Below are 23,665 nucleotides of genomic sequence, written 5' to 3' on the forward strand. Positions count from 1 at the left end.
GGAGCGCACGCGGGGCCCCCGCGTGCGCTCCAACCAAACGAAAGGTCCCCGCGTGCGCTCAAGCAAGGCGGTCGAGCGCAAGGTCACGTTGGGCCGCCTGGGTTCGGGTTGGCGTGTGAAGATGCACGGGTGACAGAGATTCGTGACCTCACCGTTGGCGTCCTCGGTGGCACCGGAGCCCAGGGCAAGGGCCTCGCGATCCGCTGGGCCAAGGCGGGCCTCAAAGTGATCATCGGCTCCCGCAGCGCCGAGCGGGCCGAGCTGGCGGCCAAGGAGATCGTCGAGGTCGCCGGCGGCGACGTGCGGGGCGCGGACAACTCCGACTGCGCCGCCGACTCGGACATCGTTCTGGTCGCGGTCCCGTGGGACGGCCACGGCGACCTGCTCGCGTCGTTGCGCGACCAGCTGGCCGGGAAGATCGTCATCGACTGCGTGAACCCGCTCGGCTTCGACAAGCAGGGCCCCTTCGCGCTGCCGGTCACCGAGGGCAGTGCCGCCCAGCAGGCCGAGCTGTTGCTGCCGGAGTCGCGTGTCACGGCCGCGTTCCACCACGTGTCCGCCGTGCTGCTGGCCGACCTGTCGGTGTCCGAAGTGGACATGGACGTCCTCGTGCTGGGCGACGACCGCGAGGCCACCGACACCGTGCGGGACCTGGCCGAGCTCGTGCCGGGCTTCCGCGGCGTCTACGGCGGCCGCCTGCGCAACGCCCACCAGGTCGAGGCGTTCACCGCGAACCTCATCGCGGTCAACCGCCGTTACAAGACCCACGCCGGCCTGAAGATCACGGGAGTCTGATTGCTGCCCGTCGACGACCTCGGTGAGCCGGTACCGGTCGACCAGCCCCAGCGGGTGGTCAGCCTGGTCCCGTCGATCACCGAGGCCGTCGCGCCGCTGGGCGTCCTGGCCGGTGCCACGGACTACTGCACGCATCCGTCCTCTTTGGACGTTGCGCGCATCGGCGGTTCGAAGTACCCGGACGTCGATGCCGTGCTGGCGCTGCAACCGGACCTCGTCATCGCGAACTCCGAGGAGAACCGGGCCGAGGACGTCGACCGGTTGCGCGCCAACGGCATCCGCGTCTGGGTGACGGCGGCTCCGGCGACTGTGCCGATGGCGTTGGCGTCGCTGCGGCGGTTGTTCGCCATGGCGTGGGATCTCGAACCCGACTGGCTGGTCCGCGCGGAAGACCTGTGGCGCGACGTCGCTCCGGTCCGCCTGACCGCGTTGATCCCGGTCTGGCGCCGCCCGTGGGTCGTCGTCGGCCGAGACACTTTCGCCACCGATGTGCTGCGGCGCCTGGGCATCTCGAACGTCTACGCCTCTTCCTCCGAGCGCTACCCCCGCCCGTCGCTGGAAGAGCTGAACGCCCAGCGCCCTGACCTGGTGATCCTCCCGGACGAGCCGTACGAGTTCACCCACTCCGACGGCCCGGAGAGCTTCCCCGGCCTGCCGTACGCGCTGGTCAACGGCCGCCACCTGACGTGGTACGGCCCCTCGCTGGTCGAAGCCCGCGCCAGCCTCGAACGCGCCCTCGACTACAGCCAGGGTTGACAACCGTGGGTTGACGCGCGCGCTGCGTCGCGCTGCCAGGATCTCCGCCATGGGGAAACTAGCCGCGATCATCGCGACCGCCGCCGCCGTCACCGCCATGTCGACGCTGACCGCCCTCCCGGCCTCGGCCGAGCCGGTTGTCATGTACCAGCTGTCCGGCACCAGCCGCTGCCTCGCCGACACCGGCACCAACGTCGTCCTGCAGCCGTGCAACAGGACGTCCGAAGCGCAGCGCTGGATCATCCCGATCACCGACTCACTGGACTGGCCGCACAACATCGCGACCGGCAAGTGCCTGGGCGCCACCGCCGCGGGTGACGTGCTGGGCCAGGCGTGCGCGAGCGGCACCACCCGCTGGCACCGCATCCCGCCGTTGGGCAGCACCTTCCAGTTCCGCAACGACGCCTCCCGCAAGTGCCTCACCGCGCAGGTGACGGTGGCGGACTGCACCACGACGAGCGCGCGCTGGGTGGGCCTGCGCTAGTTGTCAGGTGACACGTTCGGCCGCTAGCCGAACGTGTCACTCCACCGCATCGTTCGTGGCGTGAAGAAACTCCTCGCCACCATCGCGACCACCGCTGCCGTCGTCACCCTCAGCGCCGCGCCCGCCCACGCCGTGACCGACGTGATCATGTTCCAGCAGGCGGGCACCACCAAGTGCTTCAACGCGCCCAGCTACTACTCCGTCGGCCTGGCCACCTGCAACCCGGCCGACACGCGCCAGCAGTGGTCGGTGAACTACTACAGATACCCGCGCGTGTATCCCAAGAACGTCTACACCGGCAGGTGTCTGGAGCAGTACGCGGAAGCGCGCGTGCAGCTGAACACCTGTGGTCCCACCAACAACCAGACCTGGTACCGCAACTCGTCGACCTTCAGCTACACGCTCCGGACCGAGCCCGCCGACAAGTGCATCGACCCGACGTCGATCAACGGACTGACCCTCAACCCGTGCACCGCCGCCTCGACGCGCTGGAACGAGGTGGTCCTCGTCCGCGGCTAGTCGCGGAACCGGTCCGTCGCCTCCAGCAACGCCGCCAGGATGCCGGGTTCGTCGTACGCGTGCCCGGCATCCGGCACCAGCACCAGTTCCGAGCCAGGCCAGGCCTTGTGCAGGTCCCAGGCGGACACCGCAGGCGTGGCAACGTCATACCGCCCCTGCACGATCACGCCGGGGATGCCGGCGAGCCGAGCAGCGTCCCGGATCAGCTGCCCCTCCTCGAACCACCCGCTGTTGACGAAGTAGTGGTTCTCGATCCGCGCGAACGCCAGCGCGTACGAAGGCTCGGCGAACTCCGCCACGAGCTCCGGCCGGGGCAGCAGCGTCACGGTCGCGCCCTCCCAGGTGCTCCACGCGACGGCAGCCGGTCCGTGCACGGAAGGATCCGGCGACGCGAGCAACTTCGCGTACAGCTCAACGGGATCACCATCAAGCCCGGCGAGAGGCGCCGTGAACTTCTCCCACAGGTCGGGGAAGAGCTGAGCCGCCCCACCGCGGTAGTACCAGTCCACTTCGGACGTTCGCAGCGTGAAGATCCCGCGCAACACCAGCTCGGAAACCCGGGAAGGATGCGTCTCGGCATAGGCGAGAGCCAGCGTCGAACCCCAGGACCCGCCGAACACCTGCCAGCGCGAGATCCCGAGGGACTCCCGCAACCGCTCCATGTCGGCCACCAGATGCCAGGTCGTGTTCAGCGACAGATCGCCGGACGAGGAAGCGTGCGGCAGAGAGCGCCCACACCCGCGCTGGTCGAACAGCACGATCCGATAGGCGGCGGGGTCGAACAACCGCCGGTGCGACGGCGAGCAACCGCCACCGGGTCCGCCGTGCAGGAACACCACGGGCTTGCCGGCCGGGTTTCCGCACTCCTCCCAGTACACGAGGTTGCCGTCACCGGTGTCCAGGTGACCTGACGCGTGGGGCTCGATCTCCGGGTACATGGGCCTATCGTCGAGCACATGGCGCAGTTCTCGAAGGAGACGTCCACCACCGGAGCGTTCGTGAGACAGCCGAACCGCTTCACCCACAGCCCCGACCCCGAACCGGGCCGCTACCGGCTCGTCGTCAGCCTCGCGTGCCCGTGGGCCCACCGCGCGCTCATCGTCCGCAAGCTCCTGAAGCTCGAAGACGCGATCTCGCTGGCGATCGTCGACCCGATCCGCGACGAGAAGGGCTGGCGGTTCCCCGAGACCGACCCGGTCCTGAACATCGACTTCCTCGAAGAGGCCTACGAGAAGGCCGACCCCGGTTACGACGGACGAGTCACCGTCCCGGCCATCGTCGACACCACGACGGGCGAGGTCGTCACCAACGACTACCCGCAGATCACGCTGGACTTCAGCCTCAAGTGGCGCCCGGAGAGCACCCTCTACCCGGAGCACCTCAGAACAGAGATCGACGAGTGGATCGAGCCGATCTTCCACAACGTCAACAACGGCGTCTACAAGGCCGGTTTCGCCACGTCGCAGGAGGCCTACGAGCAGGCGTACACCAACCTGTTCGCGGAACTGGACCGCATCGAAGAGCACCTGAAACGGAACAGCTACCTCGTCGGCGACCAGCTCACCGAGGTCGACATCCGGTTGTGGACCACGCTCGTCCGGTTCGACGCGGTCTACCACAACCACTTCAAGTGCAACCGCAACAAGCTCACGGAGATGCCGAACCTCTGGCAGTACGCCAAGCGGCTCTACAAGGAATTCGCGGACACGGTCGACTGGGACCACATCAAGCGCCACTACTACGTGACGCACCACCAGATCAACCCGACCGGAATCGTGCCGGCGGGCCCAGACCCGGAGGTCTGGACCCGCCACTAGCGAAGATCAGTGGAACGTGTGCTCAGGACCGGGGAACTGGTGCCCGCGCACCTCGTTGGCGAACTCGGTGGCCGCGCCGAGCATGACGTCGCCGATGTTGGCGTAGCGCTTGACGAACCGCGGCGCCTTGCCCCGGTTCAGGCCCATCATGTCCTGCCAGACGAGCACCTGGGCGTCGGTGTCGGGACCGGCGCCGATGCCGACGGTCGGGATCACCAGGTCGTGCGTGATCTGCTTCGCGACCTCGGCGGTCACCATCTCCAGGACGACGGCGAACGCGCCCGCCTCCTGCACCGCGATGGCGTCGCGCACCACCTGGTCGTGGTTCTCGTGCCGGCCCTGCACCCGGTAGCCGCCGAGCTGGTGCTCCGACTGCGGGGTGAAGCCGATGTGCGCCATGACCGGGATGCCGGCCGCCGTGATCGCGCGGATGTGCGGCGCGAAGTAGGCGCCACCCTCCAGCTTGACCGCGTGCGCCCTGCCTTCCTTCATGAACCGGACCGCGGTCGTGACGGCCTGCTCGACGGACACCTGGTAGGAGCCGAACGGCAGGTCAGCGACCACGAGAGAGCGCTTGACCGAACGCGTGACAGCGCTCACGAGCGGTACGAGCTCGTCCACCGTGACCGGCAGCGACGTGTCGTAGCCGTAGACGGTGTTCGAGGCGGAGTCACCGACCAGCAGAACGGGGATGCCCGCTTCGTCGAAGATCGCGGCGGTGTACGTGTCGTACGCGGTGAGCATGGGCCACGGCTCGCCGCGTTCCTTCATCTCACGCAGGTGGTGAACGCGGACGCGCTTGGCAGGGGCCTTCTGAGGGGCCGCTCCGTTGCCGTAGGGCGCGGAAACTTCGGCATTGGTCATCGTCGACCGTTCCTTTCCTCGAGGCCCACCGCGTGGGTCCCCGGGCGCTTGGTGCACGGTTGCCGAACACCAGAGTGACACCGTTGGCCGGAAACCGGCAGAGGATGCGGTTACCGTCACACGCGCGATGCGCTCAGTGGTCGGGCAGACCCTTGAGCACCTCTCGGACGGCCATCACGACCGCGTCCGGCCGGTCCATCTGGATCATGTGACGGCTGCCGGGAACAGGCACGTTGCGTCCCCACGGCACGAGAGCGGCCAACGACTGGTGTTCCGGCCACACCTTCCGCCCCGCCGTGAGCACCAGCCACGGCACTTTCGGCAGCGCGCGACGCTTGCGCAGCCGTTCGAGCGTCGCCACCTGGCGGGGGTACGACGCGAGCTCCCACAGCACGGCCCTCCCCACCCCAGGTCGCCGGTAGACGAGTTCGACCAGGTCAGCGGGTGCGGGATCGGTCACGCCGAGGGTCGAGGCCGCGGTCAGCAGGTTCCGGAACGAGTGCCCGTACCGCCGCGTGATGCGCGCCCCGAGCCACCGGCTGCCGAACGCCCGCAGCGCCTGTGCGATCGCCGCCGGCACGTCGAACGGCCGCCCCGCCCCCGGCACCTCGGTGTCCGGATCGAGCAGCACCACGCCGTCGACGCGGTGCGGTCGCAGCCGCGCATAGGCCTCGACGTGCAGAGACGCCATCGAGTGCCCGATCAGGATCGCCCGCGGCACCCCGCGCAGCACCGCGTCCAGCACGGCCACCTCACGCGCCAGCGACGGCCCGCGCCGTGCCGGACCGCTCATCCCGAGCCCAGGCCGGTCGAACACGATCACCCGAACGTGTGACTGGAGCAGCTGCACCGTTCGGTCCCAGTCGAACCACGCTCCGCCGAGTCCTGAACTGAGCACGACGACGGGTCGGTCGACACGCCCGGAGGTGGCGACATGCACCCGTCCTGCCGAAGACGGAATCATGGCGGTCATCGGTCGACCTCGGGAGTTGAAGTGGTACCGGCGTGGAAGTGGAAGGCCGCGGGCGCGATCGCGACCGTGGTGCAGCTGGCAGCGGTGTTGTCGCTGCTCAGGGTGATCCTGCCGGAGGACAGCTGGTTCACCGACGTCGCCGACGGGATCGGGTACTTCTTCGGCCTGCCGATCGACGGCAACCTCTTCATCGCCATGGTGTTCTTCGTGCTCGGCGCCGCCCTGCGCAGGCACAAGCGGGCAGCGCTGTGGGCGTTGCTGCTGTTCCAGGTCATGGGCCTGCTGCTGGTCGGGTTCATCATGGTCATCTTGACGCTGGCACCTGAAGAAATCCTGGACGAGGGCGAACGTCCGCATTGGGCGTTTCTCAGCGTCGGCGTCGCGACCTCGCTGGTGTTCGTGACGCTGCTGTGGGTGGTGCGGGAGGCGTTCCCGGCCCGGCTCGCCCGTGGTGCGTGGCGGCGCGCGGCGCTGTCGTTCGTGCTGGGCATGGCCGCGCTGGTGCTGGTCGGCTGGGGTCTCGCCGAGGTGTTCCCCGGCAGGCTCGTCGAGCCGGCGGACAAGCTGGCGTGGGCGGCGAACCAGGCGACGGGTGAGATCGTCCGGCTGGGACGGCTGGACATCCCAGAAGGCCCGCAGTGGCTGAGCGTGGTCCTGGGCTTGGGCGGCACACTCGTCGCGATTCGCGCGATGTACGTCTTCTTCCGCGGTGTCCGCACCCAGAACATGATCACGCCGGACCAGGAGCTGGAGGTGCGCCGGCTGCTGGCGGCCGACGGTGAGCCGGACTCGCTGGGCTACTTCGCGACGCGGCGCGACAAGAGCGTGGTGTTCGCGGCTTCCGGACGTGCGGCGTTGACGTATCGGGTGATCGGTGGCGTCACACTGGCCTCCGCGGATCCGATCGGTGACGAGGAAGCGTGGCCGGAGGCGGTTCTCGCGTGGCTGTCCGAGGCGCGCACCTACGGCTGGATGCCCGGCGTGCTGGGGGCTTCCGAACGTGGCGCGCAGGTCTACACCGATGCCGGGCTGAAGGCGCTGGAGATCGGTGACGAGGCGATTCTGGACGTCCGCGAGTTCGTGCTCGCCGGCCCGGAACGTCGTGGCCTGCGCCAGGCGGTGTCCCGAGTCGAACGTGCCGGGTACACCGCGCGGGTGCGCCGGCACAGCGAGATCGCGCCGGACGAGATGGCGTCCATTTTGGACTTGGCGCAGGCCTGGCGCGGCGCGGAGACCGAGCGCGGGTTCTCGATGGCGTTGGGGCGCCTGGGAGATCCGAGCGACGGCCGGTGCGTGATGGTCGAGGCCTACGACGCTTCGGGTGCGTTGCGCGGGCTGTTGTCGTTCGTGCCGTGGGGCCGTCGTGGCGTGTCGCTGGACCTGATGCGGCGTGACCGGTCGGCGGAGAACGGCCTCAACGAATACATGGTCGCCCAGTTCGCAGCAGCCGCCGGACACCTCGGCGTGCAACGGATCTCGTTGAACTTCGCGATGTTCCGCGCGGTGTTCGAGGAGGGCGAGAAGATCGGCGCCGGCCCGGTGCTGCGGGCGTGGCGGCGGGTGCTGTCGCTGGCGTCGCGGTTCTTCCAGCTGGAGTCGCTCTACCGGTCGAACGCGAAGTACCTGCCGGACTGGGAGCCGCGGTTCCTCTGCTACCAGCGCTCCCGGTCGTTGCCGCAGGTCAGCATTGCCGCCGGGGTCGCAGAGGGCTTCGTGCCGTCGCTGCGATCGTTGCGCAAGCGGGCGCTGCAGAAGACGGACGTCAGCTCCGAGTTCGCCTTGAAGGTCGCGGAGATCGACGCGATCCGGGTCGAACCGAAGCCGGTGCGGCGGCCGGAGCAGGTCCGGGTGCGGATCGCGAAGGTCGAACGCCTGGTCGCTGCTGGTGTCGAGCCGTATCCGGTGGGGTTCGACCGGTCGCATCTCCTCGCTGCGGCACGGGAACGCTTCGGCGAGGACGTCTCGGTCACCGGACGCGTGGTGGCGCTGCGGGAGATGGGCAAGCTCTGCTTCGCGCGGCTGCGGGACTTCAGCGGTGAGATCCAGCTGATGCTGACCGTCGACTCGCTCGGTTCCTCGCTGGCGTCCTGGAAGTCCGATGTGGACCTGGGCGACCACGTCGGCGTGACCGGTCGGGTGATCAAGTCAGACCACGGCGAGATCTCCGTGCTCGCCACGTCGTGGGTGATGACCGCGAAGTGCCTGCACCCGTTGCCGGACAAGCGAAAGGGCTTCACCGACCCGGAGGCCCGCGTCCGCCAGCGCTACCTCGACCTGGTGGTGAACCAGGACTCGGCGCACCTGCTGAAGCTGCGCAGCGACGTGATCCGCAGCGTCCGCGAGTTCCTGCACTCGCACGAGTACCTCGAAGTCGAGACGCCGATGCTGCAGGCGGTGCACGGCGGCGCGAACGCCAGGCCGTTCGTCACCCACATCAACGCCTACGACATGCGCATGTACCTGCGGATCGCGCCCGAGCTGTACCTGAAACGGCTGTGCGTGGCGGGCGTGGACCGGGTGTTCGAGCTGAACCGCAACTTCCGCAACGAGGGCGCGGACGCCACGCACAACCCCGAGTTCACGATGCTGGAGGCCTACCAGTCCTATGCGGACTACCGGGTCATGCTCGACCTGGCGCGCACGCTCATCCAGCACGCGGCCCGGACGGCGTTCGGCTCCGAGGTGGCCGCGCGCCCGGACGGGATGTTCGACATCTCGGGGGAGTGGCCGGTCGTTCCGGTCTACAGCGCGGTTTCCGCCGCTCTGGAAGCCGTCGTCACGCCGGACACTTCGGTCTCGGAGCTGCGGTCACTGCTCGCCGCTCGGGATGTCGAGATCAACGACGACTGGGACCACGGCCAGCTCGTGCAGGAGGCCTACGACTCGTTCGTGGAGGCCGCCACGGTCGGTCCCACCTTCTACATCGACTTCCCGACGTCGGTGTCGCCGCTGACCCGCCAGCACCGTGTCGACCCGCGGCTGGCGGAGCGGTGGGACCTCGTGGCGTTCGGAGCGGAGATCGGCACGGCCTATTCGGAGCTCACCGACCCGTTGGAGCAACGGCGCCGGCTGGAGGCGCAGTCGTTGAAGGCGGCATCCGGTGACGTCGAGGCGATGGAGCTGGACGAGGACTTCCTGCGGGCGCTGGAACACGGCATGCCGCCGACGGGAGGGCTCGGCATGGGCGTCGACCGGTTGCTGATGATGCTGACCGGTACGTCGATCCGGCAGTCGGTGCTCTTCCCGTTCGTACGCCCTCAGTGATCGAGGTACGCGAGCACGGCCTGGACCCGGCGGTCGCCCGCCCCGTCCTCGGAGTTCAGGCCGAGCTTGAGGAACACGTTGCCCACGTGCTTGTGCACCGCACCCGCGCTGACGACCAGCCGTTCGCCGATGGCCGCGTTCGACAACCCCTGCGCCATCAGTCCGAGGACCTCGCGCTCTCGTGGTGACAGCACGCTGAGTGCGTCATCCGCCCTGCGCCGCACCAACAACTGCGACACGACCTCGGGGTCCAGCGCAGTGCCGCCGTTGGCCACCCGGTGCAACGAGTCGAGGAAGTCCGCGACCTTGCCGACCCGTTCCTTGAGCAGATAGCCGACGCCGCCGTTGGTGCCCGCCAGCAGTTCGTGCGCGTAGCTCTGCTCGACCCACGCCGAAAGCACCAGCACGGCGAGCTTCGGGTGCCGCCGACGGGCCTCCACGGCGGCTTTGAGCCCCTCGTCCGTGAACGTAGGTGGCATCCGCACGTCGACCACGGCGATGTCCGGCTCGTGCTCGGCCACGGCGTCCAGGAAGTCGTCCGGGTTGTCTGTCGCGGCGAGAACTTCGAGGCCTTCGTTGCGCAACAACAACGTCAGCCCCTCGCGGAGCAGAGCGTCGTCCTCGGCGATCACGATGCGCATGTCAATTCCCCACAGGTAGTACGACGGTGAGCACGGTAGGGCCACCGGAAGGACTGCTCACATCCACGGTGCCGTCCAGCGCCGCCACCCGCCCGCGAATGCCTTCCAGCCCCGTCCCCTGCTTCTCGTCCGCGCCGCCCTTGCCGTCGTCGTGCACCAGCACGGTGAGCTGCCGGCCATCCACGCCGAGGCTGACCCACGCGTGCTTCGCGCCACTGTGCTTGGCCACGTTCGTCAACGCCTCAGCCACCGCGAAGTAGGCCGCGGCCTCCACGGCGGCCGGCAGTCGTCCGAGGTGCTCGGCCTGCAGCACACAAGGCACCGGACAGCGCGCCGCCAAAGCCTGGATCGCCCCGTCGAGCCCCAGGTCGTCCAGCACCGGCGGATGAATGCTCCGCACGACGTTGCGCAGTTCCTCCAACGCATCCCCAGCCGCGTCTTGTGCGCGCAGCAACGCCTGCAAAGCACTGTCCGGGTTCTGTTGCAGCGTCCGTTCCGCGATTCCGAGCATCATCACGACGCCGACCAGCTTGTTCTGCGTGCCGTCGTGCAGGTTCCGCTCGATGCGCCGCAGCTCCGCCCCGTGCGCCTGCAGCGCCGCCGCCCGCGTCGCAACGACCTCGGCCAGCCGCTTCTCCAACGACGCCCGCGGCGGTGCCAGCAGGTTCCGGGCCCACCTCGCGTCCAGATCGGCCAGGCGCGGCAGCTGCGTCAGGATCAGCGCCAGCACGATCCCGATCGGCACGCTCAGGAGCGCCTTGGGCCACGAGTCGACGTGGACGCCGAACGAGTTCTCGAACCCGCCGGGGATCGCCCACCAGATCAGCGGCACGAACGGCTGCTGCAGGAGCGCACCGGGGACGCCGATGGCGACCGCCCCGAACAGCGTGCCGAGCAGGGCGTGGCTGATCAGCCACGTCCCTTCCTTGCGGCTGCCGGGATCGGCCAGCACTCGTTGCGCCCGGTGCAGCCACGGCCCGTCGAGCGGCTCGGCGGACGGCACGACCACGCCGGTGTACCGCGCGAGCCGCTGCCGGTCGAAGTCCACGATCCGACGGATGACCGGTGCGGTGATGGGCAGCAACGGCAGCACGACGACGGACAGCAGCAACACACCCAGCGCGAGCCACGCCGCGATGGCCGTCAACAGCCCGGTCGCCAGGTAGACGAGCGCGGCAACAATCCGTTTCACACCGGCAAACCTAGCCAGCCGACCTGCGATCGCGCGGTGGAGCAGGCTCTACTTCAGCCCTCGCGCCACCCGTTGGTGATCGGCAGCCGCCGGTCCCGCCCGAAGGCCTTGACGGAGATCTTGGTGCCCGGCGGGTACTGCCGGCGCTTGTACTCGGCCTTGTCGACCATCCGCAGCACGCGATCGACCAGCTCGGACGCGAAACCGGCCGCGATCAGGTCGTCGTACCCGCGGTCGCCGTCGACGTACTGGGTGAGCAGCGAGTCCAGCAGGTCGTAGTCCGGCAGCGAGTCGGTGTCGACCTGGCCCGGCCGCAGCTCGGCCGACGGCGGCTTGGTGATCGAGTTCTCCGGGATGGGCGGGGTCTCGCCGCGCTTCTCCGCCTCGTCGTTGCGCCACCGCGCCAGCCCGAAGACCAGGGTCTTGAACACGTCCTTGATCGGCGCGTAGCCGCCGACCGCGTCGCCGTAGATCGTCGAGTAGCCGACGGCGAGCTCGGACTTGTTGCCGGTCGCCAGCACCAGGTGCCCGTGCTGGTTCGACAACCCCATCAGCAGCATGCCGCGGCACCGGGCCTGGATGTTCTCCTCGGCCAGACCAGTCAGCTTCAGCTGGTCGACGTACACGGACACCATCTCGCCGATCGGCTCGGTGGTGAAGTGCAGGCCGGTGCGCTGAGCCAGGTCGGACGCGTCCGACTTGGAGTGCTCGGACGAGTACGACGACGGCATCGACACGCAGTAGACCGAGTCGGCGCCGAGAGCGTCCACGGCCAGTGCGGCCACCACGGCCGAGTCGATTCCACCGGACAGACCGAGCACAACGGACCGGAAGCCGTTCTTGTGCACGTAGTCGCGCAGACCAGTGACGAGCGCGTGCCACACCTCTGCCTCATCGGACAGCGGCTCGAACACGCGCGGCGCGGGCAACGGCTCGTAGGCGGGAACGGCGTCGGAGATGAAGACCCGGCGCACGTAGAAGTCGCCGACCTGGCCCTGCTCGCGGTCGGTGCCACCCGGCAGGTCGAAGTCGACCAGCATCAGGTGCTCGACGAACTGCGGCGCGCGCCCGATCAGCTGACCGTCCGCGCCCACCACCAGCGAGTCGCCGTCGAACACCAGCTCGTCCTGCCCGCCCACGAGGTTGCAGTAGGCGAGCGGCGCTCCGGCCTCGGCCGCGCGGCGCACCACGAGCGGCAGCCGCTGGTCGTCCTTGTTGCGCTCGTACGGCGAGGCGTTCGGCGAGACCACCAGGTCGACGCCGGCGTCACCCAGCGCGGTGATCGGGCCGCCGTCCTGCCACAGGTCCTCGCAGATCACCATGCCGACCTCGACACCGTTGATCCGCAGGATGTCCAAGGACGACCCGGGCTTGAAGTACCGCCGCTCGTCGAACACGCCGTAGTTGGGCAGGTGGTGCTTGCTCTGCCTAGCCACGACACGCCCGCCGTGCAGCACGCCCACGGCGTTGCGCGGCCCCACGGAGTCGTGCTCCAGATACCCGACCACCGCGGCCACGTCACCGAGCCCGGCGTCCTCCAGCGACCGGGCCAGCGCCTCCAGCGCCTCCGCGGACGCACGGGCGAACGACGTGCGGATCGCCAGGTCCTCGACCGGGTAGCCGGTCAGCACCATCTCGGGGAACACCACGAGGTGCGCGCCGCCCTCACGGGCCTTGCGCGTCCACTCCACGACCAACGACGCGTTCCCGGAAAGATCGCCAACAGTGGCGTTGACCTGGGCGAGCGCGATGCGAAGCTGCGGCATGCCCTCATCATCTCCCATACCATCGGGCTGTGGTCCGTCTCTTGAGCGTGTTGCTCGTCATTCCCCTTCTGGCCTCCTGCACGTCGATCATCGAGGGGGACGCCAAGCCGGGCGTGACCCTGGAGAAACCCGGTCCTGCCGGGACAGTCCCCGCGGGTCTGGAGAAGTTCTACGGCCAGCAGCTCGCGTGGCAGGACTGCGCGCCGTTCGCCACGACCGGGTCGAGCCGGCAGGCGTACGGCAGCAAGCGCGACGTCGAGTGCACCCGGCTGACCGTTCCGCTCGACTACTCCAAACCGGACGGCGACACGATCACCATCGGCGTCCTGCGGTACAAGGCGACCGGGCAGAAGATCGGCTCGTTGCTGATCAACCCCGGCGGCCCCGGCGCGTCCGGCATGGCGTCGGCCGCGGGCATGATCCCGGACTACCGCAAGACCGATCTCGCCAAGCGGTTCGACCTGATCGGGTTCGACCCGCGGGGCATCGGCGCGAGCGAGCCGGAGGTGAAGTGCCTCACCGATCCGGAGCGCGATGCCGAGCGTTTGGACCTGGACGTTGATACGAGCGCGCAGGGAATCGCCCAAACGGAGCAAGAGAACAAGGCGTATGCCGAGAAGTGTGCCGCCGGAACAAAATTCGGGGCATCAATGCTCGCCAACTTGGGCACGCGGGACGTAGTTAAGGACATGGATGTCCTCCGCTCTGCGCTCGGCGACGCGAAGCTGAGCTATGTCGGGTACTCGTACGGCACCCGCATAGGCACCGAGTACGCCGAGACCTTCCCCCAGAACGTGCGCGCGCTCATCCTCGACGGCGCGGTCGATCCGACCCAGGACCAGCTCGCGTCGCTGGTCGCTCAGGCCGCCGGTTTCCAGAAGGCGTTCGACGAGTTCGTGAAGTGGTGCCGCGACAAGGGCGGCTGCCCCCTCGGTGACGACGCCAACGCGAGCTTCCGCCAGCTCACGACCCCGTTGATCCAGAAGCCGGTCAGCGTCGGCGCCCGCTTGCTCTCCTACAACGACGCGATCACCGCCGCGATCCAGGCGATGTACTCGGAGCAGCTCTGGCCGGTCCTGCTGAAGGGCCTCACCGAGCTGAAGAACGGCCGTGGCTCCGTGCTGCTGGACCTCGCCGACGCGTACTTCGACCGTGATGACCAGGGCAAGTACTCGACCATCACGGACGCGTTCAACGCCGTGCACTGCGTCGACGACCCACGGCTGACGGACAAGAACGCGCTGTTGGAGACCGCGAAGAAGTACAAGGAGGCAGCGCCGTTCCTCGACGACGGCAACCCGCCCGGCGCGGCGCTCGACTCGTGCGCGTTCTGGCCGGCCCCGGTCTCGGGCCGCACCGACCCGCCCAAGGCCGACGGCATCCCGCCGCTGCTGGTCATCTCGACGACCGGTGACCCCGCCACGCCGTACCAGTCGGGCGTGAACCTGGCGAAGGCGCTCAACTCGAAGCTGCTCACCTACGAGGGCGTCCAGCACACGGTCTTCCTGCAGGGCGTGCAGTGCGTCGACGACGCCGGCGTGAAGTACCTGATCGACCAGACACTGCCCGCCGACGGAACCCGGTGCGCCTAATGACGAAGAGGCGATCCCGAGTAACCGCGGCCCTGTTCGCCTTGATCGTCCTGCTCGGCACGTCCACGTCCTACGCGCGCATCGACGGCTCTCCCGTCGCCGCGCGCAAGGGCCTGGCCCGCTTCTACGAGCAGGCGTTGGCGTGGGGTCCGTGCCAGCCGTTCGCGACCGACGCGAAGAGCAAAGGCCTGTACGAGCGCGAGGGCATCCAGTGCGCGCGACTCCAGGTCCCGATGGACTACGAGAGGCCGGACTCGGGGACCATCACCGTCGGCCTGTTGCGCCGGCCCGCCGCCGAGCAGGGGCGACGGGTCGGCTCTCTGGTGGTGAACCCCGGCGGTCCGGGTGGCTCGGGCATGGCGCACGTCGCGAACATGCAGCCGAACAACCCGGTCGGCAAGCGGTTCGACGTCGTGGGCTTCGACCCGCGCGGGGTCGGCGCGAGCCTGCCCCGCGTGCAGTGCCTGACCGATCCGGAACGGGACGCGCAACGGCTGCGGCCCAAGGGGGAGAGCGCGAGCCAGATCGAACAGGAGAACAAGTACTTCGTCGACAGGTGTGCCGAACGCAGTGGCCTCGACCTGCTGAAGAACGTCGGCTCTCGTGACGTCGCGCGTGACATCGACGTGCTGCGCGGGGCGTTGGGCGAGAAGAAGCTGACGTACCTCGGTTACTCCTACGGCACGCGCATCGGCACGTTGTACGCCGAGATGTATCCGAAGAACGTGCGCGCGATGGTGCTCGACGGCGCGGTGGCAGCCGACGGCGACACGGTGGACGCGGCGGCACGGCAGGCGCAGGGCTTCGAGCAGGCGTTCCAGCGGTTCGCCGGCTGGTGCGCCCAGCGCGACTGTCCCATCGGCAAGGACACGAACGCCGCCGAGTCCAAGTTCCGGCAGATGATCGAGCCGCTGAAGAAGGCCCCGCTGCAGGTCGGCGAGCGCAAGCTGTCCCACTCGGACGCGAACACCGCCATCATCCAGGCGATGTACTCGGACCGGCTGTGGGAGACGGCGCTGAAGGGTCTGCAGGAACTGAAGCAGAACAAGGGCGGCACGCTGCTGCAGCTCGCGGACCAGTACCTCGGCCGCGCCCAGGACGGCAGCTACTCCCGCATCCAGGACGCGTTCGTGGCCATCCGCTGCGTCGACGAGCCACCGGTGAAGGACCGCGCCACGCTGGAGTCCAACCGCCGGAGGCTGTTGGAGATCCTCGGCAACGACACGATTCCCACCGACGAGACCGCGCTCGGCCCGTGCGCGTTCTGGCCGGCTCCGCACACCTCGGAACCGCATTCGCCGAAGGTGAACGGGTTGCCGCAGGTGCTGGTGGTGTCCACGACGGGTGACCCGGCGACGCCCTACCAGTCCGGGGTGGCTCTCGCGCAGGCACTCGGCGCGCGTTTGCTGACGTACAACGGAAACCAGCACACGGCGTTCCTCGCCGGCATCGGCTGCGTGGACAACGTGGGCACGAACTACTTGGCGGACTTGAAGTTGCCGGAGACCGACTCGGTCTGCTGACGAGGAGCACGAGCAGGGAGGAGGACCGAACCCAGCGCGCCGACAGCGCAGATCACCGCCGTGATCAGGAAGATCTCGTGGTACTCGGTGAGCAGCGCCTCGGTGAGCCTGCGCTGGTACTCGGCCAGCTGCCTGGCGTACTCGGCTTTCTCGACCCCGAACGGCAGCGGGGTGTTCAGGCCTGCCGTGAGCTCGCGGAACCGGTGGAGTCCCCACGCGGACAACGCCGCCACACCGACGAGCATGCCCGTCATGCGTGCGACGACGACGAACGCCGACGCCACGCCGTGTCTCGTGGACGGCACGACACGCAGCACCGCACCGGACAACGGCGCGATGACCAGTCCCAGCCCGAAACCGGCGATGGCCAGGTCACGCGTCAACGCGAACCCGCTGACGTCGGCGGGCCACTGCGCGATGAACACGTACGACACCGCGGCGATCGTCAGGCCACCAAAGGACACCCAGCGGTCGCCGAGCCGGGACGCCAACCATCCACCCAGGACCGCCCCGACGGGCAGCGCGATCAGGAACCGGGTGAGAAGGGTCGCCGCAGCGGCGGAATCCCGGCGCAACACGGTCTGCGCGAACAGCTCCACATCGACCAGCGTCACCATCAACGCCGCGCCTGCCGCGAGCGAAACCCCGAGCACAGCCCAGAAAGGCCGCCACCGCACGCCTTCGGGGTCGATCAGCCTGGTCGCGGAACGACGTTCCCACACGAAGAAGACGACCAGCACGAGCGCCGCGGCGGCCAGCACCGGCCAGCCCCACGACGGCAGCACCGACTCGGCCGGCTTCGGGTTGTAGAGCCCCACCACCAGCAGCGACAACGCGAGCGCGAGCAACGCGCCACCCACGACGTCGATGCGCACCTCACGCCGTGTGTTCGGCACGGTCCGTTGCACGATCACCATCGCGATGACCGCCAACGGCACGTTGATCCAGAACACCCACCGCCAGCTCTGCGGCTCCCACGACTCGAACAACGGCAACGCGTTGAACAGCGACGCAACGCCGATGCCGTACAGGGTGCCGAGAACAGACCCCAGCTCCTGCGCGGCACCAACGGTCCCGAGAGCGGTCGACCGCCGGTGTTCTTCCCACAGGTCAGCGACGAGAGCCATGGTGACCGGCAGCAACGCCCCACCGGCCAGGCCCTGCACCACGCGTCCGGTGACGAGCAACGGCGACTCGGCGGCCAGCGCCGTGATCACCGAGCCCACCAGGAACCCGAGCAGCGACACCTGCAGCACGAACCGCCGCCCCAGCCGGTCCGACAGCTGCCCGAGCAACGGCATGCCCGCCACGTACCCGAGCAGGTACCCGGTGACGATCGGCGTGGCCTGCTCCAGCTCGTTCACCGCGATGCCGAGGTCACGCACCATGTCCGTGAGCACACCGACGACGACGTACGCGTCCAACGCACCGAGGAGCACAGCCGCGCCGGACGCGGCGAGGGCGACTCTTCTCATCTACTCAGGCGCTGTCACTGTGACGGGCTTGTCGAAGTCCGTCAGCCCGACGTCGACCTTCTGGCCACCAGGCAGCTCGAACAGCGCGTTCTTGAGCTTGTTGTCCTTGTCGATCGAGAAGGTGGCTTTCACGTCGGCGGAGATGCCGGGCACCAGACCCGAGGCGACGTCCTTCGGCACGGTCGCCTCGACCACCGACAGGTCACCGGACGACTTCGTCTTGGCGTCCTTCGCGCTGGCCAGGACCTTCGCGACGCCCTTGTCCGGGTTCAGGATCGCGGACGGGTCGTACACCTGGCCCGCGAATGCCGCCGGCAGCTTGGTGTACCCGCCGGTCGGGCCCTTGAAGTGCAGGTTTCCGCCGGTCAGGACGTACTCGACGGCCAACAGCTGCCCGGCGAAGTTGACCTTCGCGTTGCCTTTCGAGTCACCGGCCGCGGTGAGGTCGCCATCGGCGTTCTTCACCGGGACGTCCGGGAGCTCCCCGTCCACCTTGATGCTGAAGTGGACGGTCTTGACGGAGCGCATCGACTCGGCCGACTTCGAGAGCAACGTCGCACCATCGGGGAGATCTCCACCGGACGTGCAGCTCGTGAGCAGGGCGAGTGCGCAAACCAACAACCAACGGGCGGACATGCGTTGATCGTAGAGAGTCCGGAGCCCTTAAGCTGCGCCCTATGGACCGCCAGCAGGAGTTCGTGCTCCGCACGCTCGAGGAACGCGACATCCGGTTCGTCCGGCTCTGGTTCACGGACGTCCTGGGCTTCTTGAAGTCCGTGGCGGTCGCACCGGCCGAGCTCGAGGGCGCCTTCAGCGAGGGAATCGGGTTCGACGGCTCGGCGATCGAGGGTTTCGCGCGCGTCTACGAGTCGGACATGGTCGCGAAGCCGGACCCCGCGACGTTCCAGGTGCTGCCGTGGCAGACGCCGGACGGCACGAACTACTCCGCGCGCATGTTCTGCGACATCACCATGCCGGACGGCTCCCCGTCGTGGGCCGACCCGCGGCACGTGCTGCGCAGGACGCTGTCGAAGGCGAGCGAGGCCGGGTTCACCTGCTACGTGCACCCCGAGATCGAGTTCTTCCTGCTCAAGGGCCTGCCCGCGGACGGAAGCGAGCCCGAGCCCGCGGACAACGGCGGCTTCTTCGACCAGACCTCGCACGAGACGGCCACGCACTTCCGCCGGCACGCCATCGAGGCGCTGGAGGCGATGGGCATCTCGGTCGAGTTCAGCCACCACGAGGGCGCCCCCGGCCAGCAGGAGATCGACCTGCGCTACGCCGACGCGCTGACCATGGCGGACAACGTCATGACGTTCCGATACCTGGTGAAGGAGGTCGCGATCACGCAGGGCGTGCGCGCCTCGTTCATGCCGAAGCCCTTCTCGGACCAGCCGGGGTCGGGCATGCACACGCACTTCTCGTTGTTCGAGGGCGACCGCAACGCGTTCCACGACGAGGAAGACCCGTTCCAGCTCAGCGAGATCGGCAAGCAGTTCGTCGCCGGTGTGCTGAAGCACGCGCGCGAGATCTCCGGCGTCACGAACCAGTGGGTCAACTCCTACAAGAGGCTGATCGTCGGCGGTGAGGCACCCACGGCCGTGTGCTGGGGTCACGCCAACCGCTCCGCGTTGGTCCGGGTGCCGATGTACTCGCCCGGTAAGTCGTCGTCCCGGCGCGTGGAGATCCGTTCGCTCGACTCCGCGTGCAACCCGTACCTGGCCTACTCGGTGATCCTGGCCGCCGGGCTGAAGGGCATCGAGAAGGGCTACGAGCTGCCGCCGCCCGCCGAGGACGACGTGTGGTCGCTGACCGACCGTGAGCGTCGTGCCGCCGGGTACGCGAACCTGCCGCAGAACCTCGGCGAGGCCCTCGCCGAGATGGAGAACTCGGAGCTGCTCCCCGAAGCGCTGGGCGAGCACGTCTACGACTTCTTCCTGCGCAACAAGAGGACGGAGTGGGACGCGTACCGTCGTAGCGTCACCCCGTACGAGTTGCGCACTCTTCTTCCCGTGCTGTGAGGCCGATACGTTGCTCTCCGTGACAGAGGTACCCGAGTTCCAGCCGACGATCTGCGCGTGCACGGTCGCCACGGCGGCGGAACTGCCCGCGGTCAAGGTCCTGTCCAGCTCGTTCCTCGCGGAGCACCCCGAGGGCCGGTTCGTCGCGCTGATCGTGGACGCGCAACCGGAGCACGCCGGTCCGGGGCTGATCACGCCGACCGAGATCGGGGTGTCCGAGCTCGAACTGCACGTGCTCGCGACCTCGCTGGACGCCGACGCGCTGAAGGCCGCTCTGCGGCCGCGGCTGCTGGAGGCGTTGCTGACGCAGGGCATGCCCGTGCTGTACCTCGACCCGTGGGTGCAGGTGTTCGGGTCGCTCACGAAGCTCGTGCTGGAGGCGTTGCGCAACGCACCGGTCGTGTTGCTGCCGCGCACGTTGCGGCCGCTGCCGTCGGACGGGTTGCAGCCCGGGCCCGCCGAGCTGCACGAGCTCGGTGCGTTCGACCCCGGTTTCATCGCGGTCGACGAAGGTGCCGAGCCTTATCTCTCGTCGCTGGACATGCCGGCGATCGTGCCGCATCACGTCGTGCGCGACGCACGGCTCGGGTTGTCGGTGTGGAACGTGGCCGACCGGCCGTTGCACCGCACCGAGTCGGGGTCGCTGGCGGTGGTCGGCCAGGACCTGCTGACCGTGCACTTCCGCGGCTTCGATCCCAAGCGCCCGTGGCTGCTCTCCGCCGACTTCGCGGAACGGCCGCGTGTACTGCTGTCGGAGCACGCCGAGGTCGCCGAGCTGTGCACGGCCTACCGCGCCGAGCTGGTGCGGTGCGGCTGGAGCGTCGTGCCCGTGCCGTACCGGTTCGACTCGCTGATCGACGGCACCCTCATCCCCTCCGAGCTGCGGGCCGACTATCGAACCGCCTCGCCGACGCCGTCGCCGGCGTTCGGTGAGGACGGTGGTGGTGGGTTCCTCACCTGGGCGTGCGAGCAGACGGACAGCGGTGGCACGCGGTGGGCTGACGCGGTCTGGCGCGCGGATTCGTTGCTGCAGCAGCAGTTCCCGGCGCCCTACGGTGCGGACGCGGACGCTTGGCGCGAGTGGTGCGCCGGCGTCGGCGTGGCTTCCGGACGGTTGCCCGTGCCCGCCGTGCCGCAGCCACGGTCAGAGGGTCCGGCGTTGCTGGACCAGCTCGGTGTGTCCGTTGTGGGCAACGGGCCGTTGTCCGAACTGATGCTCGCGGCGGCACGTGCCTCCGGTCTGCCGGTGTCGACTTCTGCCGGCTATCCCGTCGTGGTGCGGACATCTGCCGATGACGAGGTGCCTGCCGGGCGGTTCGTCGTCGACGTCGCGTTGGACGCCACTGCTGCGGACGACCGCACGGGCGTGAACGAGCTGTGGGTGTCGTCGGACGTGGCGCGCGCTGCTGCCGAACGCATCGGCGGGCCGATCGTTCGAGTGGTGCCCGTGCCAGTGGTCGACGTCGGCGCGCGTGAGCACACGTCTGGCGACGTGGTGGTGTTCGCGGCGATAGCGGACCACTCTCTCGACCGGGCCGGCAACGTGCTGGGGGCGGTGTCGGCGTTCTTGAGCGCGTTCCCGGATCGTTCGGACGTGGAGCTGCGGATCGCGGTGTCCGGGGCGTTCGAGCATCCCGAGGCGGCCGAGCGGTTGCGCCTGGCGACTGCCTCTGACCAGCGGATTTCGCTGGTCGAAGACGACGACGTGTGCCTGACCGCCGATGCCGTGGTGTCGTTGCACCGCGGTGGGGCGGACGACCGGATCGCGCTGCGGTTGGCGTCGTTGGCCGTGCGGGGCGTGCCGGTGGTGGCGTCCGACCATGGCGCTGTGGCCGAGCTGTTCGGCAAGACGGCGGTTCTCGTGCCGTGTCACCAGGGGGCCGAGCCCGATGTGCAGGCCGCCGCGCGGTTGCTGCACTCGCTGGCCGGTGACCTGCCGACAGCCGAGGCTTTGGGTGCGGCCGGGCGTGAGCACGTGTTGTCCGTGCGGTCCGTTGCGCGCGTTGCCGAGGTACTGCGCGAACGCGTCGAGCACGCGTATCGGGGATGGCGCGCGCGCCGGCCGAAGCCGAAGCCCGAGGTCGACCCGATGCTCGCGCTGCAGTCGGCCAAACACGCGTTACTACGTCAGCCGAACATAGACACCGCTCATCGGACGCCGATGGCACCGGCGTTGCGCAAGATCGTGTTGCGCGCGTTGGACCACTACGACAACCACATGCGCCAGGTGCTGCACACCCTGATCGACGGGGTCGAGCGCACCGTGTCCGAGCTGGTCGACCGGCAGGACGCGCTGCGGTCCGGCGTCGGCGCCGGTGAGCTGGAGCTGCTGCGGGCCGAGCTCGAACAGGTCGCGGAACGGCAGTCGCACTTCGGCGACCAGCTGATCGGTGTGGACGACGGTGTCGTGCGCGTACGTGCGGACATGGCGAGTCAGGGCCGCCGGCAGCGGGACGTCGAGGACGCGGTCGTCGCCGAGGCGGCCAAGCGCGCCACGTCGGACGAGGTGCTGGCGGAGCGGATCGACAAGCTGACCGTGGCGCTCGACCGGACGTTGGACCGCATCGACTCGTTGGAGTCGAAGGTCGTCGAGGTGTTCCGCGAGCGCGACACGCGGTTGGACGCCGCGGTGCGTGCGGCTCATCAGGCACAACAGACCGCGGATGCGTTGCGTCGCGTGGTGGTTCGTCAGCACGAGAACGCTGATGACGCGCCTGAGGTGCGGTCGTCGTTGGTGTTGTGCGACGCGGGCATGATGCGGCTGCCCTCCGACGACGCGTTCATGCTTCCGCTGTTGTCGTCCAACGGCGTGTGGGAGCCGGATCTCGCTGAGCTGATGGACTCCGTGCTGGAGCCGGACGGGATCTTCCTCGATGTCGGCGCGTACGTCGGGTATCACTCGATCAGGGTGTTGTCGCGGCTCGGGCTGATGGGCGCGGTCGTCGCCGTCGAGCCGGATCCTTCGGCAGCCGCGCTGTTGAGGCACAACGTGTCGGCGAACCTGCCTGCCGCGGTGGCCTCGCGCATGACCGTGATCGAGGGTGCCGCCTGGGACAGTGCCGGGGAGCTGGCGGTTTCGCCGACGTTGACCGGTGGGGTGTCGGTGTCGCCGCTCGCTCCCGATGCTTCCGCCGAGGTCGCGCGGGTGAAGTCGGTGCGCCTGGACAAGGAGCTCGAAGGCATCGCCCTGGCCCAAGGGATGAAGCTTTCGGTCGTGCGGGTGGACACGCCTGGACGCGGGCATCGCGCTCTCGCGGGACTCGTCCGGCTGTTGCGTCGCGATAGGCCGCACGTGTTCTTGGAGTTCTCCGCGACCTCGACCGCCGACTTCGGTGACGATCCGGTGACGGTGCTCAAGGAGTTCGGCGTCTGGGGCTACGACCTGGTGCCGTTGGCGACTCGTCAGACCGCTTCGCCGGACCAGATCGTGCGGGCGATGGAAGGCCTTCGTTCCATCACCCTGTGGCTGCGGCCGCGTCCGGTCGGGGCCAAGCCAGCTGCTCCGTCGCCGTCCGTGCCGATCAAGCAGCCCGCTGACCAGGCGATTTGACTTTGATCCTCCCCATGAGTAACTTTCTCCAAGTCGCAAGCGAGACCCCGGAACGAGCGGTTGACACCGCGGATCGGGCCGGGTAAAGTCTCACGGCGTCAAACCCCCAGAAGTAAATGAACGGCCTACCGTGCTGTCCGGGATCTGAAAATGACCCCGATTTGACACCGGAAAAGCCACTCGGATAACTTCTGAACCAAGCTTAAAACTGAATGCGAAGCGAGTTTGCGCCGAGCCTGAATCGCCCGAGAGGCCGATTTGACAAAGCGAAAACGAACTGGCTAAGCTTCAAACACAAGCCCCGAGAGAAAGTCTCCGGAAACGGAGATTGGAACCGGTGAGCGCGTGTTCTTTGAGAACTCAACAGCGTGCCGAAACACAGCCAGTAATATATGAATTACCTCCTCGTCGAGGTAGTTCCTTTGAGAAGATA

At 68.5% G+C, this 23,665-nt stretch carries 18 protein-coding genes; 10 read left to right on the top strand and 8 right to left on the bottom strand.

The features are described 5' to 3' along the window. The first annotated feature begins 129 nt into the window (after window positions 1-129). Genes npdG through ABZX92_RS35845 form a run of 4 tightly spaced genes read left to right on the top strand, consistent with a single transcriptional unit; the run spans window position 130 to window position 2,554 of the window. Window positions 130-795, top strand: a complete 666-nt coding sequence (npdG, locus tag ABZX92_RS35830; RefSeq protein ID WP_355569577.1) for an NADPH-dependent F420 reductase — start codon at window positions 130-132, stop codon at window positions 793-795. Further along, complete coding sequence (locus ABZX92_RS35835; RefSeq protein WP_355569580.1) at window positions 796-1,551, top strand: helical backbone metal receptor; 756 nt, start codon at window positions 796-798, stop codon at window positions 1,549-1,551. A gap of 49 nt (window positions 1,552-1,600) precedes the next feature. Then, a complete protein-coding gene (locus ABZX92_RS35840) occupies window positions 1,601-2,035 on the top strand; it encodes an RICIN domain-containing protein (protein WP_355569581.1) in 435 nt (144 codons plus the stop codon). A gap of 60 nt (window positions 2,036-2,095) precedes the next feature. Continuing rightward, entirely contained in the window at window positions 2,096-2,554 is a 459-nt protein-coding gene (locus ABZX92_RS35845; protein WP_355569584.1) for a ricin-type beta-trefoil lectin domain protein, read from the top strand. Here ABZX92_RS35845 and pip read toward each other — a convergent pair. Continuing rightward, window positions 2,551-3,492, bottom strand: a complete 942-nt coding sequence (gene pip / locus ABZX92_RS35850; protein WP_355569587.1) for a prolyl aminopeptidase — start codon at window positions 3,490-3,492, stop codon at window positions 2,551-2,553. The two genes, ABZX92_RS35845 and pip, sit on opposite strands and share 4 nt — an antisense overlap. Window positions 3,493-3,510: 18 nt before the next feature. Between pip and ABZX92_RS35855 the strand changes: the two genes are divergently transcribed. Next, on the top strand, window positions 3,511-4,371 hold the full coding sequence (locus tag ABZX92_RS35855) for a glutathione S-transferase C-terminal domain-containing protein (RefSeq protein WP_355569588.1): 861 nt from the start codon (window positions 3,511-3,513) through the stop codon (window positions 4,369-4,371). Between the two features lie 6 nt (window positions 4,372-4,377). Here the strand turns inward: ABZX92_RS35855 and panB are convergent, their stop codons facing one another. Both panB and ABZX92_RS35865 read right to left on the bottom strand, forming a co-directional pair. Continuing rightward, complete coding sequence (gene panB, locus ABZX92_RS35860) at window positions 4,378-5,235, bottom strand: 3-methyl-2-oxobutanoate hydroxymethyltransferase (RefSeq protein ID WP_355569590.1); 858 nt, start codon at window positions 5,233-5,235, stop codon at window positions 4,378-4,380. A gap of 133 nt (window positions 5,236-5,368) precedes the next feature. Further along, entirely contained in the window at window positions 5,369-6,208 is an 840-nt protein-coding gene (locus ABZX92_RS35865; protein ID WP_355569593.1) for an alpha/beta hydrolase, read from the bottom strand. On the opposite strand from ABZX92_RS35865, the gene lysX reads away from it, so the two are divergent. Next, window positions 6,170-9,472, top strand: a complete 3,303-nt coding sequence (gene lysX, locus ABZX92_RS35870; RefSeq protein WP_355569594.1) for a bifunctional lysylphosphatidylglycerol synthetase/lysine--tRNA ligase LysX — start codon at window positions 6,170-6,172, stop codon at window positions 9,470-9,472. The two genes, ABZX92_RS35865 and lysX, sit on opposite strands and share 39 nt — an antisense overlap. Here lysX and ABZX92_RS35875 read toward each other — a convergent pair. Genes ABZX92_RS35875 through ABZX92_RS35885 form a run of 3 tightly spaced genes read right to left on the bottom strand, consistent with a single transcriptional unit; the run spans window position 9,466 to window position 13,071 of the window. After that, window positions 9,466-10,113, bottom strand: a complete 648-nt coding sequence (locus ABZX92_RS35875; protein WP_355569597.1) for a response regulator transcription factor — start codon at window positions 10,111-10,113, stop codon at window positions 9,466-9,468. The genes lysX and ABZX92_RS35875 overlap by 7 nt on opposite strands. Before the next feature lies 1 nt (window position 10,114). Continuing rightward, entirely contained in the window at window positions 10,115-11,305 is a 1,191-nt protein-coding gene (locus ABZX92_RS35880; RefSeq protein WP_355569600.1) for a sensor domain-containing protein, read from the bottom strand. A gap of 53 nt (window positions 11,306-11,358) precedes the next feature. Next, window positions 11,359-13,071 carry an NAD+ synthase gene (locus tag ABZX92_RS35885; protein WP_355569602.1) on the bottom strand — a complete coding sequence of 571 codons (1,713 nt, stop codon included), beginning with the start codon at window positions 13,069-13,071 and terminating at the stop codon, window positions 11,359-11,361. Window positions 13,072-13,100: 29 nt separating this feature from the next. On the opposite strand from ABZX92_RS35885, the gene ABZX92_RS35890 reads away from it, so the two are divergent. Next, window positions 13,101-14,663 carry an alpha/beta hydrolase gene (locus ABZX92_RS35890; RefSeq protein WP_355569605.1) on the top strand — a complete coding sequence of 521 codons (1,563 nt, stop codon included), beginning with the start codon at window positions 13,101-13,103 and terminating at the stop codon, window positions 14,661-14,663. Further along, the gene (locus tag ABZX92_RS35895; protein WP_355569608.1) at window positions 14,663-16,186 is read left to right on the top strand and encodes an alpha/beta hydrolase; all 1,524 of its coding nucleotides are present in this window, start codon (window positions 14,663-14,665) and stop codon (window positions 16,184-16,186) included. The genes ABZX92_RS35890 and ABZX92_RS35895 overlap by 1 nt, the downstream gene beginning before the upstream one ends. On the opposite strand, the gene ABZX92_RS35900 is transcribed toward ABZX92_RS35895, so the two are convergent. After that, window positions 16,141-17,661, bottom strand: coding sequence for an MFS transporter (locus ABZX92_RS35900; RefSeq protein WP_355569611.1), 1,521 nt, complete (start codon window positions 17,659-17,661; stop codon window positions 16,141-16,143). The two genes, ABZX92_RS35895 and ABZX92_RS35900, sit on opposite strands and share 46 nt — an antisense overlap. Next, window positions 17,662-18,297 carry an LppX_LprAFG lipoprotein gene (locus ABZX92_RS35905; RefSeq protein WP_355569614.1) on the bottom strand — a complete coding sequence of 212 codons (636 nt, stop codon included), beginning with the start codon at window positions 18,295-18,297 and terminating at the stop codon, window positions 17,662-17,664. It lies immediately after the preceding gene. Between the two features lie 41 nt (window positions 18,298-18,338). Here ABZX92_RS35905 and ABZX92_RS35910 point away from each other — a divergent pair, with 41 nt between their 5' ends. Beyond that, window positions 18,339-19,682, top strand: coding sequence for a glutamine synthetase family protein (locus ABZX92_RS35910; RefSeq protein ID WP_355569616.1), 1,344 nt, complete (start codon window positions 18,339-18,341; stop codon window positions 19,680-19,682). A 19-nt stretch (window positions 19,683-19,701) separates the two neighbouring features. After that, window positions 19,702-23,232: an FkbM family methyltransferase gene (locus ABZX92_RS35915; RefSeq protein ID WP_355569619.1), complete on the top strand. Its 3,531-nt coding sequence runs from the start codon at window positions 19,702-19,704 to the stop codon at window positions 23,230-23,232. Window positions 23,233-23,665: the final 433 nt, after the last annotated feature.

It is taken from the genome of Lentzea sp. NPDC006480 (genome assembly GCF_040611995.1).
Classification (GTDB): domain Bacteria; phylum Actinomycetota; class Actinomycetes; order Mycobacteriales; family Pseudonocardiaceae; genus Lentzea.